Genomic DNA, 15,312 nt, shown 5'->3' with positions numbered 1-15,312 from the left:
CCGCGAGCAGCCGCCGGCGCCGTCGGCGTGGCACCCGAGTGACGTCCGATCAGGTATCCCGTATCCCTCCTGACCTGCGCCGTTCTGCCTTTGGTCGAGCCATTGGCAGAACGGCCATTCCCTTGGCAGGGCGTGCCCTGTTGCGCATCATGAACGCACCGCATGTGCGTGACATGTACGCGACCACCCCTCGGTCCTTGTCAGGAGTTCACATGGAGCCCGCCCCCCGCCGCCCGGCCCGCCGGCGCCTGCTGACCGGAGCGGCCGCGCTCGCCGCGTCCGCCGCACTCACCCCCCGCACGGCGGGCGCCACCGCCGCCGCCCCGCACCGGCGAACGCCGCCCGGCGGCGCCTACCCCCCGGTCCACTGGGTTCCGGCGAACCCGGCCAACTTCACCGCCGCCGACCGCCCCGCGCAGTATCCGGTCGAGCGGGTCGTGGTGCATGTGACCCAGGAGACCTACCGGGACACCCTCAAACTGTTCCAGGACCCGGCGCACAAGGCGGCCGCGCACTATGTCGTACGGTCCGCCGACGGCTATCTCGCCCAGTGCGTACGCGAGCGGGACGTCGCCTGGCACGCCGGGAACTGGGGCTACAACACCCGCAGCATCGGCATCGAGCACGAGGGCTGGATCGACGACCCGACATGGTTCACCGACCCGCTCTACGAGCAGTCCGCCCTGCTCACCGCGGCCATCTGCGACCGGTACCGGATCCCCAAGGACCGGGAGCACATCATCGGCCATGTCGAGGTCCCCGGCACCGACCACACCGACCCCGGTGAGTTCTGGGACTGGGCGCGCTATCTCCAGCTGGTCAACGACGTCTCCTGGCACACACCGGATGACCCGGTCCGGCGACACGACGGCCGTTCCGCTGGTCTACGGATTCCTGACACCTCCGGGTCATAGTGAGCGTCTCCGGCGCCTGGGACAGTTGACGTGAGGTCAGGGGGGATCGTGAAGCGGCGATTCGGTCGGGTTCGCGCGATGCTGACGGTGCTGGTGGCGTGGGGTGTGCTGGCCGGTGGAGGGGTGGCGGGCGGGACGCCGGCCGCTGCCGCGGAGGCGGATCTCCGCCGCTCCGGTGCCGTGTCGGTGGCACCCGGGGTGGCCTACGACGAGTTCCGGATGACGCTGCCGCGCGGGACCGTGCACGGGCATCTGCTGACCGTCGATCTGGCCGACCCGCGGGTCACCGTGGATCTGCTGTACCCGGGGGCGGTCGGCGCTCGGTCGCCGGTCTCCCAACTGGCCGCGGACCGCCGGGCGGTGGGGGCCGTCAACGGCGACTTCTTCAACATCACCGAGACCCAGCACCCGGGAGTGCAGCCGACCGGCGCTTCGGTCGGCCCGGCGGTGGCCTCGGGACGGCAGCTGAAGGGCGCGGTGCCCGACGGGCAGCGGTTCGGTCCGGCGATGCCGCCCGGGGCGACCACCGAGGACGTGATCGGCGTCGGCTATGACCGCCGCGCCCGGCTGGACCGGCTCACGCTGCGCGGTGCGGTGCTGACCGGCCGGGGAACACTGCCGCTGCGCGGACTGAACCAGTACGCGCTGCCGGTCGGTGGGATCGGTGCGTACACCGCGCAGTGGGGTCCGGCGTCCCGGGTGCGCGCCACCTGCGGGACGGACACCGACCGGGCGGCGCCGTGCAGTACGGAGACCACGGAGGTGACGGTCCGGCACGGCCGGGTGACGGCCATCGGGGAGGTGCCGGGCGCCGGCGGGGTGGCCGTGGGCAGTGTGGTGCTGGTGGGCCGGGAGGACGGGGCGCGGCAGCTGCGCGGGCTGCATCTCGGTGACCCGGTGCACGTCAGCTCGTACCTCGCCGGACAGCGGCACGGCCGGCTGCGCTGTGCGGTGGGCGGCTTCCCGATCGTGCGGGACGGCGCGCCGCTGGCCGGCCTGGACACCCTCGCCGTGGCGGTGCGGACGTCCGCGGGGATCGGGGCCGGCGGACGGGTGCTGTACCTCATGGCGCTGGACGGGGCACCGGGCCAGACCGGCCTGACGGTGCGCGAACTGGCGGAGCTGATGGCGCAGTTGGGGGCGCGGGACGCGATGGACCTGGACGGCGGCGGGTCCTCGACCCTGGTCACCGGCGACGAGTACGGGGCCACGGTCCGCAACCATCCCTCGGGGGGCGCGGAGCGGCCGGTGCCCAATGCGCTCGGGGTGTTCTCCGCCGGGTGAGCGGACGGGGACGCGACGCCGGCGCCGCGTCCCCGGCGCCGGCGGGCCGTCCTCGTCAGGGACGCAGGCTGCTCACCACATCGGCGGCGCCGGACAGCCCCTGGTGGATGTCCGGGGCGAGGCTGCTGCTCGCCAGATAGAAGCCGAGCAGCGCGCACACCAGGGCGTGCGAGAACTTGAGCTTGCCGCTGCGCAGGAAGATCACGGCCAGGACCACCAGCAGCAGGACGACCGAGATGGAAATCGCCACGGGACGCACACCTCCTCAACCGCCGCCCGAACGGACGGCAAGGGGTGGCCAGTTTGGCGTATTTCAGGGTATGTCCGGTTCTTGTGCGGGTGCTCCGATCGGGTGATCACTACGGGTCACGGAGCGGCGGGATGCCGGGACGCGGCGGCTCCGCGGGCCGGGCGGCACAGCGTCGACGTGGCGTGGATCACCTCACTCCCTGCAACGAAGTGTGGCGATCGGTCGTCTTAGCGGCCGACAGCGCCGCCCTCCCCCCTGCCGACGGAAAGCCCGAGATGAGCCAGCCCCCTTCTTTCCGCCACCGGACGTTCCGGCGGCGGTGCCCCGCAGTCGCCCTGGTCACGGCCGTCGGCGCGGGCACGCTCAGCGCGTGCGCGGGCCTCGCGGCGCCGGCGCAGGTGGCCGACCCGGTGAAGGTGGCGCTGGGGGCGGCCGGCGGCACCAGGACCGTGCAGGCCGGCGACAAGCTGAAGGTGACCGCGGAGGGCGGTGTGCTGACCGAGGTGACGGTCACCGACCCCAGGGGCCGGCGGCTGCCCGGCGGGTTCGGGGCCGACGGCACCTTCTGGACCTCCAGCGCCGAGATCGCCCCGGCCACCAAGTACTCCGTCGTCGCCAGGACCAAGAGCGACCGGGGCGGCGTCGGCGCGGCCAAGGAGTCGCTCACCACCGCGCAGCCGGCCAGGCTCAACACACTGGTACTCGATCCCGGCACCCAGGACACCGTGGTCGCCGTCGACCGGCTGCTCACCCTCACCTTCGACCACCCGGTGACCGACCGGGCCGCGGTGGGGCGCCGGCTGCGCGTCACCACCGACGACCGGACGACCGGTTCCTGGGACTGGACGACGGACCGCGCCGGCCAGGACCAGGTGACCTGGCGGCCCGCACAGCGCTGGAAACCGGGCACCGCGGTCCGGCTGCGGGCGGAGCTCGACGGGGTGGATTCCGGCGGCGGCCGCTACTTTTCCGGCGACTATGACCTGAACTTCACCATCAGCCGGAGTTGCACCGACTCGGACCTGGGGCGGGTTTGTGGCAAGGTCCACGTGGGTGACCCCGCCGGGATCACCCCGTCCTCCGTACGAGGGAAAGACGACCACACCACCGGGATCGGAGACTGGCACGACCGGCGATCCCCATGGCGGGCGAAACAGCGCCCTCGCGTCGAGCAGCTGACCCCTTTCAGAGCCTAGTGTGACGGAATGAGCACCGTGCAGGACCAGGATCAACTCACGGGGTGGCGGCGCTTCCGGCGCCGGGTCCCCAATGGCTTCGCCATCATCTTCAGCGTATTGGGGCTCTTTTGTGCCCTGACGGCGCTGATCGGGCCGCTCCGGCGCGGACTCCACCCGGTGATCTACTGGCTGGACACCCTCACCATCCCGGTGGCGCCGAACTTCGCCTATGCGGCCTTCCTCTTCCTCCTGGGCGCGGCGATGACCGCCCGGAAACGGGTGGCGCTGTGGTTCGTGGTGGCCTACATGGTGCTGGTCACCCTGGCCGACGCGCTGTTCCTGGCCGCCGGGTACTGGGAGTTCACGTTCTCCCTGGTGCTGTGTGCCGGGGCGCTGGTGCTGCTGCTCGTCTCGCACCGCGAGTTCTACGCGATCACCCGGCGCGGTGCGTTCCTGCGCGCCATCCTGGTGCTGGCCGGCGGGCTCGTGGCGGCGGTGCTGATCGGCTGGGGACTGGTGTCGCTGGCCCCGGGCACGCTGGAGCCCGGCGCCGCCAACCGGCTGCTGTGGGCGGCCAACCGCGTCTGCGGCGGGCTGGTCGTCGGCCCTCTCGTCGAGGGCCATCCGCCGCACTGGATCAGCGCCGTCCTCGGTCTGCTCGGTGCGCTGGCGCTGCTCAACGCGGCCGCCACGCTGTTCCGTTCGCAGCGGATGGAGGCCGCGCTGCACGGTGACGAGGAGGACCGCATCCGGGCGCTGCTGGACCGCTACGGCAGCCAGGACTCGCTCGGTTACTTCGCCACCCGCCGCGACAAGGCCGTGGTCTTCTCCCCCAGCGGCAAGGCCGCCGTCACCTACCGCGTCGAGGCCGGGGTCTGTCTGGCCAGCGGTGACCCGGTCGGTGACCGTGAGGCATGGACCCAGGCCATCGAGGCATGGCTGGAGGTCGCCGGGCGGTACGGCTGGCAGCCGGCCGTCATGGGCGCGAGCGAGGACGGCGCCAAGGCGTTCGCCCGCAGCGGTCTGAACGCGCTCCAGCTCGGCGACGAGGCGATCCTGCACGTCAAGGACTTCGACCTGGCCGGCCGGGAGATGCGGGTGACCCGCCAGGCCGTCAACCGCGTCGAACGGACCGGTGCGACCTTCCGCGTACGGCGCCACTCCGCGCTGACCGACAAGGAGATGCAGGAGGTCATCCACCGGGCGGACGCCTGGCGGGACACCGAGACCGAGCGCGGCTTCTCGATGGCGCTGGACCGGCTGGGCGACCCCGCGGACGGGGAGTGCCTGCTGGCCGAGGCGTTCGACGGTGACGGCAACATGATCGCGCTGCTGTCGTTCGTCCCCTGGGGCACCGACGGCATCTCGCTGGACGTGATGCGCCGCGACCGCACCGCGCCCAACGGCGTCATGGAGTTCATGGTGGCCCAGCTGTGCGCCCAGGCCGGGGCGATGGGCGTGCGCCGGATCTCGCTGAACTTCGCGGTGTTCCGCTCCGCCTTCGAGGAAGGCGCCCGGATCGGGGCCGGCCCGGTGCTGAAGGTCTGGCGCCGGCTGCTGCTGTTCTTCTCCAAGTGGTGGCAGCTGGAGGCGCTCTACCGCTCCAACGCGAAGTACAACCCGGAGTGGTATCCGCGGTTCCTGTGCTACGCGGACGCCGGTGCGCTGGCCCGGATCGCCCTGGGCTCGGGTATCGCCGAGGGCTTCGTCGACGTACCGAGCCTGGGCGCGCTGTGGGGCAAGGGCCACAAGAAGCGGGTGCTGGCCCCGGCGAGCACCGCCGGTCTGCCCTCGCTGGACGAGCTGGGGCTGGTCAAGGCGGCGCCGGCCACCGATGAGGAGCAGCACGCACAGGAGCTGGCCGCGCTGCCCGAGCAGGTGCGGGTGCGCCACCTCAAGCTGGAGCGGCTGCGGGAGGCCGGCACCGACCCGTATCCGGTCGGCGTGCGGCGTACGCACACCCTGGGCGAGGTCCGCGACGAGTACCCGGACCTCACGCCCGGTACGCGCAGCGGCAAGTCCGTCAGCGTCGCCGGGCGGGTGCTGCTCACCCGTGACCACGGCGGAGTGCTCTTCGCGGTGCTGCGCGACTGGTCGGGCGATCTCCAGATCGCGCTGACCCGGGACGGCAGCGGCAAGGAACTGCTGGACCGCTTCGGCTCGGACATCGACCTCGGTGACCATGTCGAGGCGGAGGGCGAGGTCGGGGCCAGTGACCGCGGTGAGCTGACCGTGTTCGTCACCGGGTGGCGGCTGACGGCCAAGTGTCTGCGGCCGCTGCCCGACAAGCGGCGCGGGCTGTCCGACCCGGAGGCCAAGGTCCGCCAGCGGTATGTGGACCTGGTGGTCTCGACGGACGCGCGGGACAACCTGCGGGCGCGCAGCACGGCCGTGCAGGCGCTGCGCCAGGGGCTGATCGACCGCGGCTATCTCGAGGTCGAGACGCCGATGCTCCAGCAGATCCACGGCGGCGCCAACGCCCGTCCGTTCCACACCCATATCAACGCCTACGACCTCGATCTGTATCTGCGGATCGCGCCGGAGCTGTATCTCAAGCGGCTGTGTGTGGGCGGTATGGAGAAGGTCTTCGAGATGGGGCGGACGTTCCGCAACGAGGGCATCTCCTACAAGCACAACCCCGAGTTCACGATGCTGGAGGCGTACCAGGCGTTCGCCGACTACGACGTGATGCTGGACCTGACCCGGGAGCTGATCCAGGGTGCGGCGATCGCCGCGTTCGGCAGCGCCACCGCCCGTAAGGCGGACGGGAACGGCAGGCTCGTCGAGCACGACATCTCGGGGATCTGGCCGGTCAAGACCGTTTACGGCGCGATCTCCGAGGCGCTCGGTGAGGTGGTCGACGCGGACACCGAGCCGGACCGGCTGCGCCGGCTGTGCCATGCCTCGGCGGTGCCGGTGAAGCCGGAGATGGGCCGCGGCGACATCGTGCTGGAGATGTATGAGCGCCTGGTGGAGGAGAAGACCCAGCTCCCCACGTTCTACAAGGACTTCCCGACCGATGTGTCGCCGCTGACCCGGCAGCACCGCAAGGACCCGCGGCTCGCCGAGCGCTGGGACCTGGTCGCGTTCGGCACCGAGCTGGGTACCGCCTACTCGGAGCTGACCGACCCGGTCGAGCAGCGCCGGCGGCTCACCGCGCAGTCGCTGCTGGCGGCCGGCGGTGACCCGGAGGCGATGGAGCTGGACGAGGACTTCCTCCAGGCACTGGAGTACGCGATGCCGCCGACCGGTGGTCTGGGCATCGGCGTGGACCGGCTGGTGATGTTCCTGACCGGTCTGTCGATCCGCGAGACGCTGCCGTTCCCGTTGGTGCGGCGCCGCTGACGGGCAGCATCCCAGGGCTCGCGGTCAGAGCGGGCGTACGGCACCGGCCACCTCCTTTGCGGGGGTGGCCGGTGCCGTTGTTCGCGGGTGCCGCCCCGCACACGGTCGGTCGTCGGTGGTCGCAGGTTCGTCGTCGGTCGTCGGTCAGAACCAGTTGACGGTGAGCGGGAAGTCGGCGGTGGCGGTGGCGCCCCTGGCGTCGGTGGCGGTGACGGTGACCGGGAGGGTGCCGGTCTGCCAGGGTCTGCCGGTGATACGGCCGCCCGTGGCGTCGAGGGTCAGGCCCAGGGGCAGGCCGGTGGCGCGGTACGTGAGCGGGGACGTGCCGCCGGTGGCGGTCAGCTGGACGGTGCAGGACCGGCCGAAGCGGCAGGTCTGCGGGCCGGGGGTGGCGAGCGTGAGGTCGTCGCCGGGCGGTTCGGTGCCGCCGGTGTCGAACACCCCCGTCACGGGGGTGGCGGTGGCGGCGTTGCCCGCGTGGCCGGTGCCGTACATGTCCTCGAAGGTCCGCAGCAGGCTGAAGTGGTTGTAGTCGCCGCTCACCGCGCCCCGTTTGACATGGGCGCCGTGGAAGACGGTCGCGATCCGGTTGGAGCCGAGGTAGTTGTCCTCGTCCCAGGTGACCATCAGCAGGCTGTTGTGGTCCTTGGCCCACCGGGCGTAGGAGTCGAGGTTGTTCCTGAGCCAGGTGTCGCCGCTGCCGACCGCGCAGTCGTGCATGTCGTTGCACATGTCCGGGATGACGAAGGACAGCGTCGGCAGCTGTGTGAAGTCGTCCTTGGGGAACTGGGCGAAGGTCTTGCCGGAGGTCACCGGGACGTTCTTGAAGGCGAACCAGGGGTTGTGCTTCTGCGCGTAGCGGCCGCTGGAGCAGGTGGTGGAGCCCTCGTCCGGCAGTCCCTCGTTGTAGCTGGCGAAGGTCTTGCCGGCCGCGATCAGCTCCTGGCCGAGGTTGGCGGCGGACAGCGACTGCGCGGTGTAGCAGCCGTCGCCGGTGACGCCCTGGGTGGCGCCGGAGAAGAGGTTGAAGTAGTTCGGCTGGCTGGGGTGGGTGAGGGCCTTCATGCCGGTCAGCTCGGCGCCGTCCTGGGCGAGTTGGTTGAGGTAGGGCGCCTGGGCGTTACCCATGATCTCGCCGTACTGCTTGTTCTCGAAGACCACGATCACGACATGGTCGTAGGACGGCAGCGCGGACCGGACGGTCCGGGCGTCCGCCGCGGAGGCGACGGCGAGCAGGCCGAGCGTGCCGAGTGCCGCCACGACCGCCCTGCGCAGGCGGATCGCTGTGCGTCTCATCAGGTTCTCAGCTCCTTGTCCGGGGGGTGAGGGACGGGTGGGGGGGTGGTCAGTCCTCGCGCCGGGCCGCGTCCGCGACGGCGATCCGCAGAAAGCGCGGTACGGGCAGGTCGCAGCGGCGGCAGGCATCGGCCACCGCGGTCCGGACCGCCGCGCGCCGGTCGGGCGGCATCAGCAGCAGCACGCTGCGGCCCGGCCGCTGTCCGGGCCACGAGGCGGACCAGGCACCGGCGCGCAGGGCGTCGTGGACCGCGGTGGCGAGCGCGGTGGCGGTGGCCGTGGCGCCGCCGGTGGAGCGGCGGGCCGTCACCAGCAGCAGGCTCGGCTGCGGGCCGCCGTCCGGGGCGCGCAGCGGCCGGCAACTGCCGTCGGGCGCGAGCAGCCGGCCGGGCCGGGCGAAGAGCACGGCCCGGCGCAGCGCGTCGTCGCCGGGTACTCCGGCCGCCAGCAGCCGCGCCAGCTGCGCGCGGGCCGGCGGGCAGCCGCCCCGGTCGGCGTGCACGGACGCCACCGCCAGCGCGGCCGCGCACTCCAGCGGCTCGGCGCCGGACAGTCCCACGGCCTCCGGCAGGGTGGCGTTCAGGCAGAGATCGGCGCCGTCCCGGCCGATGCCGGCGGCGGCGAGCGTGCGCAGCGCGGCGTACGGGCGGGCCGCCCAGCCGGGGGCGTGGCCGGCCGGTCCGGTGAGCGGGAGTTCGGTGGTCTCCGCCGGGTGGTGGAGCGAGCCGCAGCGCAGCATGCCGTCGTCGCGCGGGGCGACGGCCGCGGCGACATACCAGTTGGCCGCCGCGACCCAGCCGGTGCGGGGCGCCGTACCGGTGCCGGGCGGAGCGGCGGGCGGGGTGAGCCGGAAGGCGTACGGTGCCCGCCACACCGCTTCGGGCCGGCGGTCGTACGCCGTCGCGAAACCGTGGGCGAGCAGCCGCACCAGGGGGTCCGCGGTCGCGCGGCGGGCCAGGTCCACCGGGTTCATCCCAGCTCTTTGCGGGCGAGCAGCCGGTAGGCGTTGCCTCCGTCGGTGGCCCGCGCGATCGCGGTGCGCAGGTTGTCGACGGCGAGGGCGGCGGCGTAGCAAGGAACGGCCAGGGCCTGTACGGCACTTCGAGCGGCCAGGCGGGTGCGGGTGGCGGGGACCGTGGCCCAGGGGGCGAGCGGGTCGGGGACGAGCCCGTTCGCGGCGAGGGCGACGGCGCCGAGGAAGTCCGCGTTGTTCTGGTGGGCGGGGCCGTGCTGCTCGGCGAGGACGGTGAAGCCCCGGGCCTCCAGGGCCTGTTTGAGGTTGCCGGCCGGCATCAGGTGCTGGTGCTGGGGCTGGAACCAGGGCAGCCAGTAGCGGCCTAGCAGCCGGGCGATCCGGGACTCGGGGTCGGGGAGTTCGATCAGCAGATGGCCGCCGGGGGCCAGGACCTTGACGGCCGCGTCGAGTTCGGCCCGCGGGTCCCGGGTGTGTTCGAGGTAGTGGTGCATGCTCACGGTGTCGTAGCGGCCGGCGAGGCGGTCGGCGAGGTCGGGGAACTGGCCCTGGTAGGCGGTGTCGATCCAGCCCCGCCGTGCGGCCTCGTGGACGCCTTCGCCCATGTCCAGCCCGTCGAAGCGGGTGTCGGGCCAGACGCCGCGGGCGACGTTGCAGAAGTGCCCCCCGGCGGTACCGACGTCGAGCCAGGCCCTGGGGGTGGTGAAGGGCCGCAGCAGCTCGGCGCGGTCGCGGTAGGTGGCGGTCATCCGGCCGAGGACGAGGGCGGCGCCCTCGCCGCCGAGGCCCTCGTAGAAGTCGCGGTAGTAGAAGTCGAGTCCGTCCGGGGTGAGCCGGGGGTTCTGGAAGACATGGCCGCAGTGGCGGCACTCCTCCAGGGTGAAGCGGCCGGGCTTGCCCTGGAGCAGGTCGGGCATCCGGACCCGTACGACGGGGTCGGGAGCCGAGCACCAGGGGCAGTCGGTGCGGCGGGGTTCGAAGAACCGGTCGGTGCCGGCGGCGAGGTCGGCGGTGTACGCGGCGTGGCGCGCCGGGGCGCCGGCGGCCCGGGGCTGCTCGGCGGGCGGGGTGGCCAGGGTGCGCAGCGCGGCGGACAGGGAGCGCAGCGGACGGGACGCGGTGGCGCGGGCCAGGCCGGCCGGGCGCAGGCCCCGGGCCGGGCTCAGGACGGCGGCGGGCTGGAGCCAGTACAGGGCGGCCGCCGCCGCGCCCCAACGCGGCGCCGAGAGCGCGCACTTCACCAGCAGGGCCAGACCTGCCAGCTGGGCGGCGGACAGCAGGGCCGGCGGCAGGCCCCGGGCGCGGAGCTCCTCGGCGCGCCGGGTGGGGTCGGGGTGCGGTGACCGCAGGCCGGGGGCGATGGCCCAGCCGGTGGCGTCCGGGGCGTACTCCTTGAGGGTGCGCAGGAGGCGGATCAGGCCGGCCACCGACCGCGGCGGCGCCTCGGTGTCGAGCCCGGCCCGTTGGTGGAGGTCGTCGGCCACCAGCAGGGCGTGGCCCGCGCCGTGGCCCGGCGCGCAGCGGTCCGTGCGGTGGGCGGCCGGGTCGAGCAGCCGGAGCAGGCCGAGGACGCTCTCGGCGTCCAGGTGGGCCGGGATCAGGTCCACCACGCGCAGTCCTTCGCGGGTGGCGTGCGCGACCGCGGCGCGCAGGGTCGCCTCGTCGGCCACGACGCCGGGCGCGGTGATCAGCTGCCAGCCGGACAGCGGGGGCCGGGCGGGGTCGTGCGGCCCGGCGGGATCGAGCACGGGCAGCGCGGCGAGCCTGCGGCGGGCGCGTACGGTACCCGCCCCCAGGGCCGTCACGGCGACGGCCGCCGCCCATCGCGTGCGGTGTCCCGAACGGTGCGCTCGCGTCATCTGGCTCACGGTCCCTTCTCGTTGTCGGTCGGGGCGGTGCCGGGTGCGGCCGGGCCGGGGCGTGGTCCGGGCCGCAGTTTCTCCAGGCGGTCGGCGGCGGTGGCGGCGCCGCCCGCCGCGGCGAAGGACGCCTGGATACGGCGGGCCGCACGGCGGTGGGCCGGGTCGTCCAGCACGGCGGACAGGGCCTGGTGCAGTTCGTCCGCACGCGCGCGGCCGAACCGCACCCGCACCCCCGCACCGGCCTCGGCCACCTGGCGGGCGACGATCGGCTGGTCGTCGCGTACGGGTGCCACCACCAGCGGCAGCCCGTAGGCGAGCGCCTCGCACACGGTGTTGTGGCCGCCGTGGCACAGCACCGCGTCGAGGTGCGGCAGCAGCTGGAGCTGGGGGACGTACTCCTGGTGCAGCATGTGCGGCGGGATGTCGCCGGCGAGGTCGCCGGGGGCGGCGAGGATCAGCTGTGCCCGGTCCGCGAGGGCGTCCGCGGCGCGCAGGACCGCCGGGTAGAAGCGGGCGCCCGCCGCGCGGTTGAGGGTGCCCAGCGAGACGAGCACCCGGGCGCGGCCGGGGTCGAGCCGGCGCCATGGGAAGTCGCCGCCGGCCGGGCGGGCGCCGAAGGCGGGGCCGACGAACGCGTAGTGCGGCGGGTACCGCCCGGCGCCGCCGCCGGGCCCGGCGTCCTGGCTGCGCGCCGCGGCCCGTTCCGGGCCGTCGTCACCGATGAGTGCGGGGGTGGAGAAGACCAGGACGAGGTGCGGGGAGAAGCGCGGGTCCCAGCCGCCGGGCGCGCCGCACTCGGCGAGCAGTGCCGCGATGCGCCGGCTCACCCACTCCCCCACCTTCGGGAAGTCGTCGAACGGCCGGACGATCTCCGCCGAGGTGGTCGCCGAGGTCGCCCAGGGCAAGCCGTGCCGGCGCGCCACCACGGGCCCGGCGAGGGCCTGTTGGTCGGTCACCAGGAGGTCGGGGCGGAAGGCTTCCACGGCGGCGTGCACGCCGGGCAGCATCGCGCGGGCGAGCGGGATGAGGGCCTCCGCCCAGAGGAAGCGCAGCGCGGCGATGCCCCGCAGATCACGCCACCGCGCGCCGCCCAGCTCCTCGCCGCCGGCCGCGTCCCGGTCTCCCGCCGGGTAGAGCAGGGAGCCCGTGGGGAGCAGCGGTGTCACGGCCGCGGCGGGGCCGGTCCAGGCGACCTGGTGGCCGCGCGCGGTGAGTTCGGCGGCGACGGCGAGGGTGGGGTTGACGTGCCCGGCCAGCGGCGGGACGACGAACAGCACTCTCATCGGGCCACCGCCCCGGCGGGTGCGCCGAGCCGGCCCAGCAGCGCGTCACACAGCCCGTCGGTGGCCTCGTTGAGCACGGTGTGCCCCACCCCCGGCAGCACACACAGTTCGCAGTCCGCGGCGCTCAACGCCAACTCCCGTGCTCCGGGCAGGAGTTCGGAGTACTGTCCGTAGACCGCGAGGACCGGACAACGCAGCCGGCCGAAGTCGCGGGAGGTGAAGGGCGCATCGGCCGCGATGTCCTCGATGAGGGTGGTGTGGTTGAGCAGGGCGTCGGCGGCGGCGGTCAGCCGGGCCTCCTTGCGCCGCCCGAGCGCGGACAACTGCTGGGCCAGTGAACGGTGTTCGAGGCCGAGGGCCGCGACCGAGAGGGTGTCGGTCATGTCCTCGATCCAGTCCCCGGTCAGATGGGCGTCGATCAGGACGACGGAGGCGACGAGATCGGGCCGGACGAGGGCGGTGTGCAGCGCCAGCGCGCCGCCGTAGCTGTTGCCGACGAGATGGACCGGGCGGCGGTCGAGCCCCAGGGAGCCGAGCAGGGCGACGAGATCGGCCACCGAGGTGGCCCGGTCGTAGCCGGTGGGCGGGCGGTCGCTGCGGCCGTGCCCCCGCTGGTCGTACAGGAGCACCTCGTGTCCGGCGCGGGAGACGGGGCCCGCGAGGGTGCAGTAGAAGCTCGACAGGTTGTCCATCACCAGCCCGTGGAGGAAGACGACGGTCGAGTCGTCGGGCCGGGGGCCACCGTGGCCCGGCAGCCGCTGGGTGTGCAGGCGCAGCCCGCCCGCGGGTGTGAGGGCCATGGCGCGGTCAGCTCGCGCAGGCCGGGTCGGCGACGGTGACCCGGTCGATATGGGCGGCGAGTTCGCCGACCGTCATGGCCAGGATCTGGTCGATGTCCTTCTCCGCGAGCAGGCCGAGGAAGTCCACCGAGGTGCCGTAGCGCTGCTGAAGCAGTTCGGCCAGCGCGACGAACTCGATGCTCTCCAGGGCCAGATCGTCATTGAAGGTGGTGGCACAGGTGATCTCGCCCACGACGAGAAGTTCGTCGCCGACGACGCTCACCAGCATCTCGGTGATCTCGGCCAGGATCGTCCGGGTGCGCTCGGGGAGCGGGTCAGCTGCCATGGGTGGCCTCCGTGGGAGTGAGGGTGTCGGTGCCCGTACTGTCCTCGGGCCGCGGCCCGGTCCAGGCGACGACATGGCGCCCGGACAGGTCGTCGACGGAGTCGAGATGGACGAGGTGGGGCCGGCCGTCCGGGGAGACCACCCGGAGCGCGCCGCCCGGTGCGGGCGTCACGGCCCACTCCAGCGGCCGCCGGCCGGTGCCGCTGCCGGCTGCCTTCGCCGCGGCCTGCTTGGCGCACCAGAGTGCGGTGAGCCAGTAGGCGCGGCCGGTGTGCCCGGGCGCATGGCGTGCGTGAAGGTCGTCCGCCAGGCGGCGTTCGGCCGGGGAGAGGGCGATCCGTTCGAGGGCCTGCGGATCGTCGGTGACGCGCTCGATGTCGATGCCGACCGGGCCCGACCGGTGGGCGAGGGCGACGGCGAGCCGGTCCTTGTGCGCGAGCGTGAGATGGAGGCCGTGGGCGAGCGGGCCCTCAGGGGAGGGGCGGCCGTGCCCGTCGGTGCCGATCCGGATCTCCGCCGGGAAAACGGGCCCCGCTCCCGACTCCCACAACAGTTCCCGCACCGCGTCCTTGGCCGCGATCCGGCCCAGCAGCCAGGGCGCGCGGGCGCGGGGCGCGCACCCTTCGTAACGGGCCCGCTCGGCCGCGTCCAGATAGCGGCGCATCACCAGCTCCTGCGAGGCCGGGTCCGACCAGCGGCGCCGGGCCAGGCACCAGCCGCCCGGCCGGGGCTCCCCGATGCCGCACACCTCCGGCGTGAACTTCATCGGCCACACCCGCTCATCGGCACCGAAGCGCCGGTACGTCCAGCCGTCCAGACGCGCCCACACACGGCCGTCGGCGCCGCACAGCTCCACCTCGCCGCGCACCGAACCGGCCCTGACCTCGCGGATCCGGGCAGTGGCCGCCAGCAGCGCGCCCGCACGGGGCGGCGGGCCGTAGAGCCGTACGCGTTCCAGGGACGCGGGGAACACCAGCCGGTCGCCGCTCAGTTTCAGCTGCATCCAGTGGCCGAGGAGCTGCCCCGCGGCGTCCAGCAGCGCCCCCGGAGCGGGCAGGGCGCGCAGCGTGCCGCGGATCCCGTCGGCGGCGAGCGTACTGACCTCGTGGACCCCGGCGAACGCGGGCCCGTGGAACATCCACCGGTCCCGGTAGAGCGCCTCCGCACTCACCGGCGCCGGCCGCCCGGCCGCCAGCCCCGCGGGGTCCGGGGGCGGCGGAGCCGGATGCCGCGCCGCCAGATGGACGGTGACGGCGGCGTAGTTCCCCAGGCTCACCCGCACCCGGCCGTCCCCGTCGGGGGTGGCGCTGACGGCCAGGTCGACGGGCGGCGCAACGGCCAGCCAGCGCAGGGCCCGTACGTCGGAGTAGCCGGTGACCAGACCCCCGGGGCACGCCTCCCGGGCCGCCTCGGCGGCCAGCTCCAGCAACGTGGTCATGGGAACGACCGGGAACCGGTCAGCGGGTTCCGGCCAGCCCTCGGGCTGAAGGTAGACGCAGTGGTCCCGGACGTAGGGGACGGTCTCCAGGGAGAGGTGGCGGAGGGTGTGGTGGGTGCGGTGGGGGGTGGGGGGTGGGGGCGAGTCGACAGGCGCGGCGGCGGCAGCGGCGGCGGCAGCAGCGACGGTCCGGGTGGCGGCCCGGGTTTCGGCGAGGACGGCGTCCAGGGCCTGTCGGACCGGTTCCGCTGTGGTCGGCCAGATGGGCGGCAGGGCTTCCTCGCCCCTTCGGAGGAGCGGTAGCGCTCCCCCGCCCCCTCCCCCTCCTCCCCCTTCGGGGGAGGGGGCGGGGGTGGGGGTGGGC

General features: G+C 73.9%; 12 protein-coding genes. 4 read left to right on the top strand and 8 right to left on the bottom strand.

Features of this window, described 5'->3' with window-relative positions; translation table 11 throughout:
- Positions 1 to 212 precede the first annotated feature (212 nt).
- A complete protein-coding gene (locus tag ACFWJW_RS07460) occupies positions 213 to 914 on the top strand; it encodes an N-acetylmuramoyl-L-alanine amidase (protein WP_387236302.1) in 702 nt (233 codons plus the stop codon).
- A gap of 78 nt (positions 915 to 992) precedes the next feature.
- Positions 993 to 2,198 carry a phosphodiester glycosidase family protein gene (locus tag ACFWJW_RS07455; protein WP_387236299.1) on the top strand — a complete coding sequence of 402 codons (1,206 nt, stop codon included), beginning with the start codon at positions 993 to 995 and terminating at the stop codon, positions 2,196 to 2,198.
- Positions 2,199 to 2,253: 55 nt separating this feature from the next.
- Here the strand turns inward: ACFWJW_RS07455 and ACFWJW_RS07450 are convergent, their stop codons facing one another.
- Positions 2,254 to 2,448, bottom strand: coding sequence for a hypothetical protein (locus ACFWJW_RS07450; protein WP_387236296.1), 195 nt, complete (start codon positions 2,446 to 2,448; stop codon positions 2,254 to 2,256).
- A gap of 275 nt (positions 2,449 to 2,723) precedes the next feature.
- Between ACFWJW_RS07450 and ACFWJW_RS07445 the strand changes: the two genes are divergently transcribed.
- Together ACFWJW_RS07445 and lysX are read left to right on the top strand one after the other, a co-directional pair.
- Positions 2,724 to 3,644, top strand: coding sequence for an Ig-like domain-containing protein (locus tag ACFWJW_RS07445; protein WP_387236293.1), 921 nt, complete (start codon positions 2,724 to 2,726; stop codon positions 3,642 to 3,644).
- Between the two features lie 9 nt (positions 3,645 to 3,653).
- On the top strand, positions 3,654 to 6,971 hold the full coding sequence (gene lysX, locus ACFWJW_RS07440) for a bifunctional lysylphosphatidylglycerol synthetase/lysine--tRNA ligase LysX (protein ID WP_387236291.1): 3,318 nt from the start codon (positions 3,654 to 3,656) through the stop codon (positions 6,969 to 6,971).
- Positions 6,972 to 7,115: 144 nt separating this feature from the next.
- Here lysX and ACFWJW_RS07435 read toward each other — a convergent pair whose 3' ends face one another.
- The 7 genes from ACFWJW_RS07435 to ACFWJW_RS07405 form a co-directional block, all read right to left on the bottom strand.
- Positions 7,116 to 8,267 carry an alkaline phosphatase family protein gene (locus tag ACFWJW_RS07435; RefSeq protein WP_387236289.1) on the bottom strand — a complete coding sequence of 384 codons (1,152 nt, stop codon included), beginning with the start codon at positions 8,265 to 8,267 and terminating at the stop codon, positions 7,116 to 7,118.
- 49 nt (positions 8,268 to 8,316) lie between these two features.
- The gene (locus tag ACFWJW_RS07430) at positions 8,317 to 9,240 is read right to left on the bottom strand and encodes a galactokinase (protein ID WP_387236287.1); all 924 of its coding nucleotides are present in this window, start codon (positions 9,238 to 9,240) and stop codon (positions 8,317 to 8,319) included.
- Positions 9,237 to 11,099 carry a methyltransferase domain-containing protein gene (locus ACFWJW_RS07425; protein ID WP_387236284.1) on the bottom strand — a complete coding sequence of 621 codons (1,863 nt, stop codon included), beginning with the start codon at positions 11,097 to 11,099 and terminating at the stop codon, positions 9,237 to 9,239. Before ACFWJW_RS07425 ends, ACFWJW_RS07430 begins: the two co-directional genes overlap by 4 nt.
- Positions 11,100 to 11,104: 5 nt before the next feature.
- Complete coding sequence (locus tag ACFWJW_RS07420) at positions 11,105 to 12,379, bottom strand: glycosyltransferase (protein ID WP_387236630.1); 1,275 nt, start codon at positions 12,377 to 12,379, stop codon at positions 11,105 to 11,107.
- A gap of 2 nt (positions 12,380 to 12,381) precedes the next feature.
- The gene (locus tag ACFWJW_RS07415) at positions 12,382 to 13,185 is read right to left on the bottom strand and encodes an alpha/beta fold hydrolase (protein WP_387236281.1); all 804 of its coding nucleotides are present in this window, start codon (positions 13,183 to 13,185) and stop codon (positions 12,382 to 12,384) included.
- Between the two features lie 7 nt (positions 13,186 to 13,192).
- Positions 13,193 to 13,510 carry a phosphopantetheine-binding protein gene (locus ACFWJW_RS07410; protein WP_387236278.1) on the bottom strand — a complete coding sequence of 106 codons (318 nt, stop codon included), beginning with the start codon at positions 13,508 to 13,510 and terminating at the stop codon, positions 13,193 to 13,195.
- Positions 13,500 to 15,312, bottom strand: a 1,813-nt coding sequence (locus ACFWJW_RS07405; RefSeq protein ID WP_387236275.1) for a polyketide synthase dehydratase domain-containing protein, incomplete at its 5' end; no start/stop codon positions are given. The genes ACFWJW_RS07410 and ACFWJW_RS07405, both read right to left, overlap by 11 nt.

The organism is Streptomyces sp. NPDC127097 (assembly GCF_042724075.1).
In the GTDB taxonomy this organism is placed as follows: Bacteria; Actinomycetota; Actinomycetes; order Streptomycetales; family Streptomycetaceae; genus Streptomyces.
Note: the sequence above shows the minus strand (reverse complement) of the source record. Positions and strands in the feature narration are given on the sequence as shown.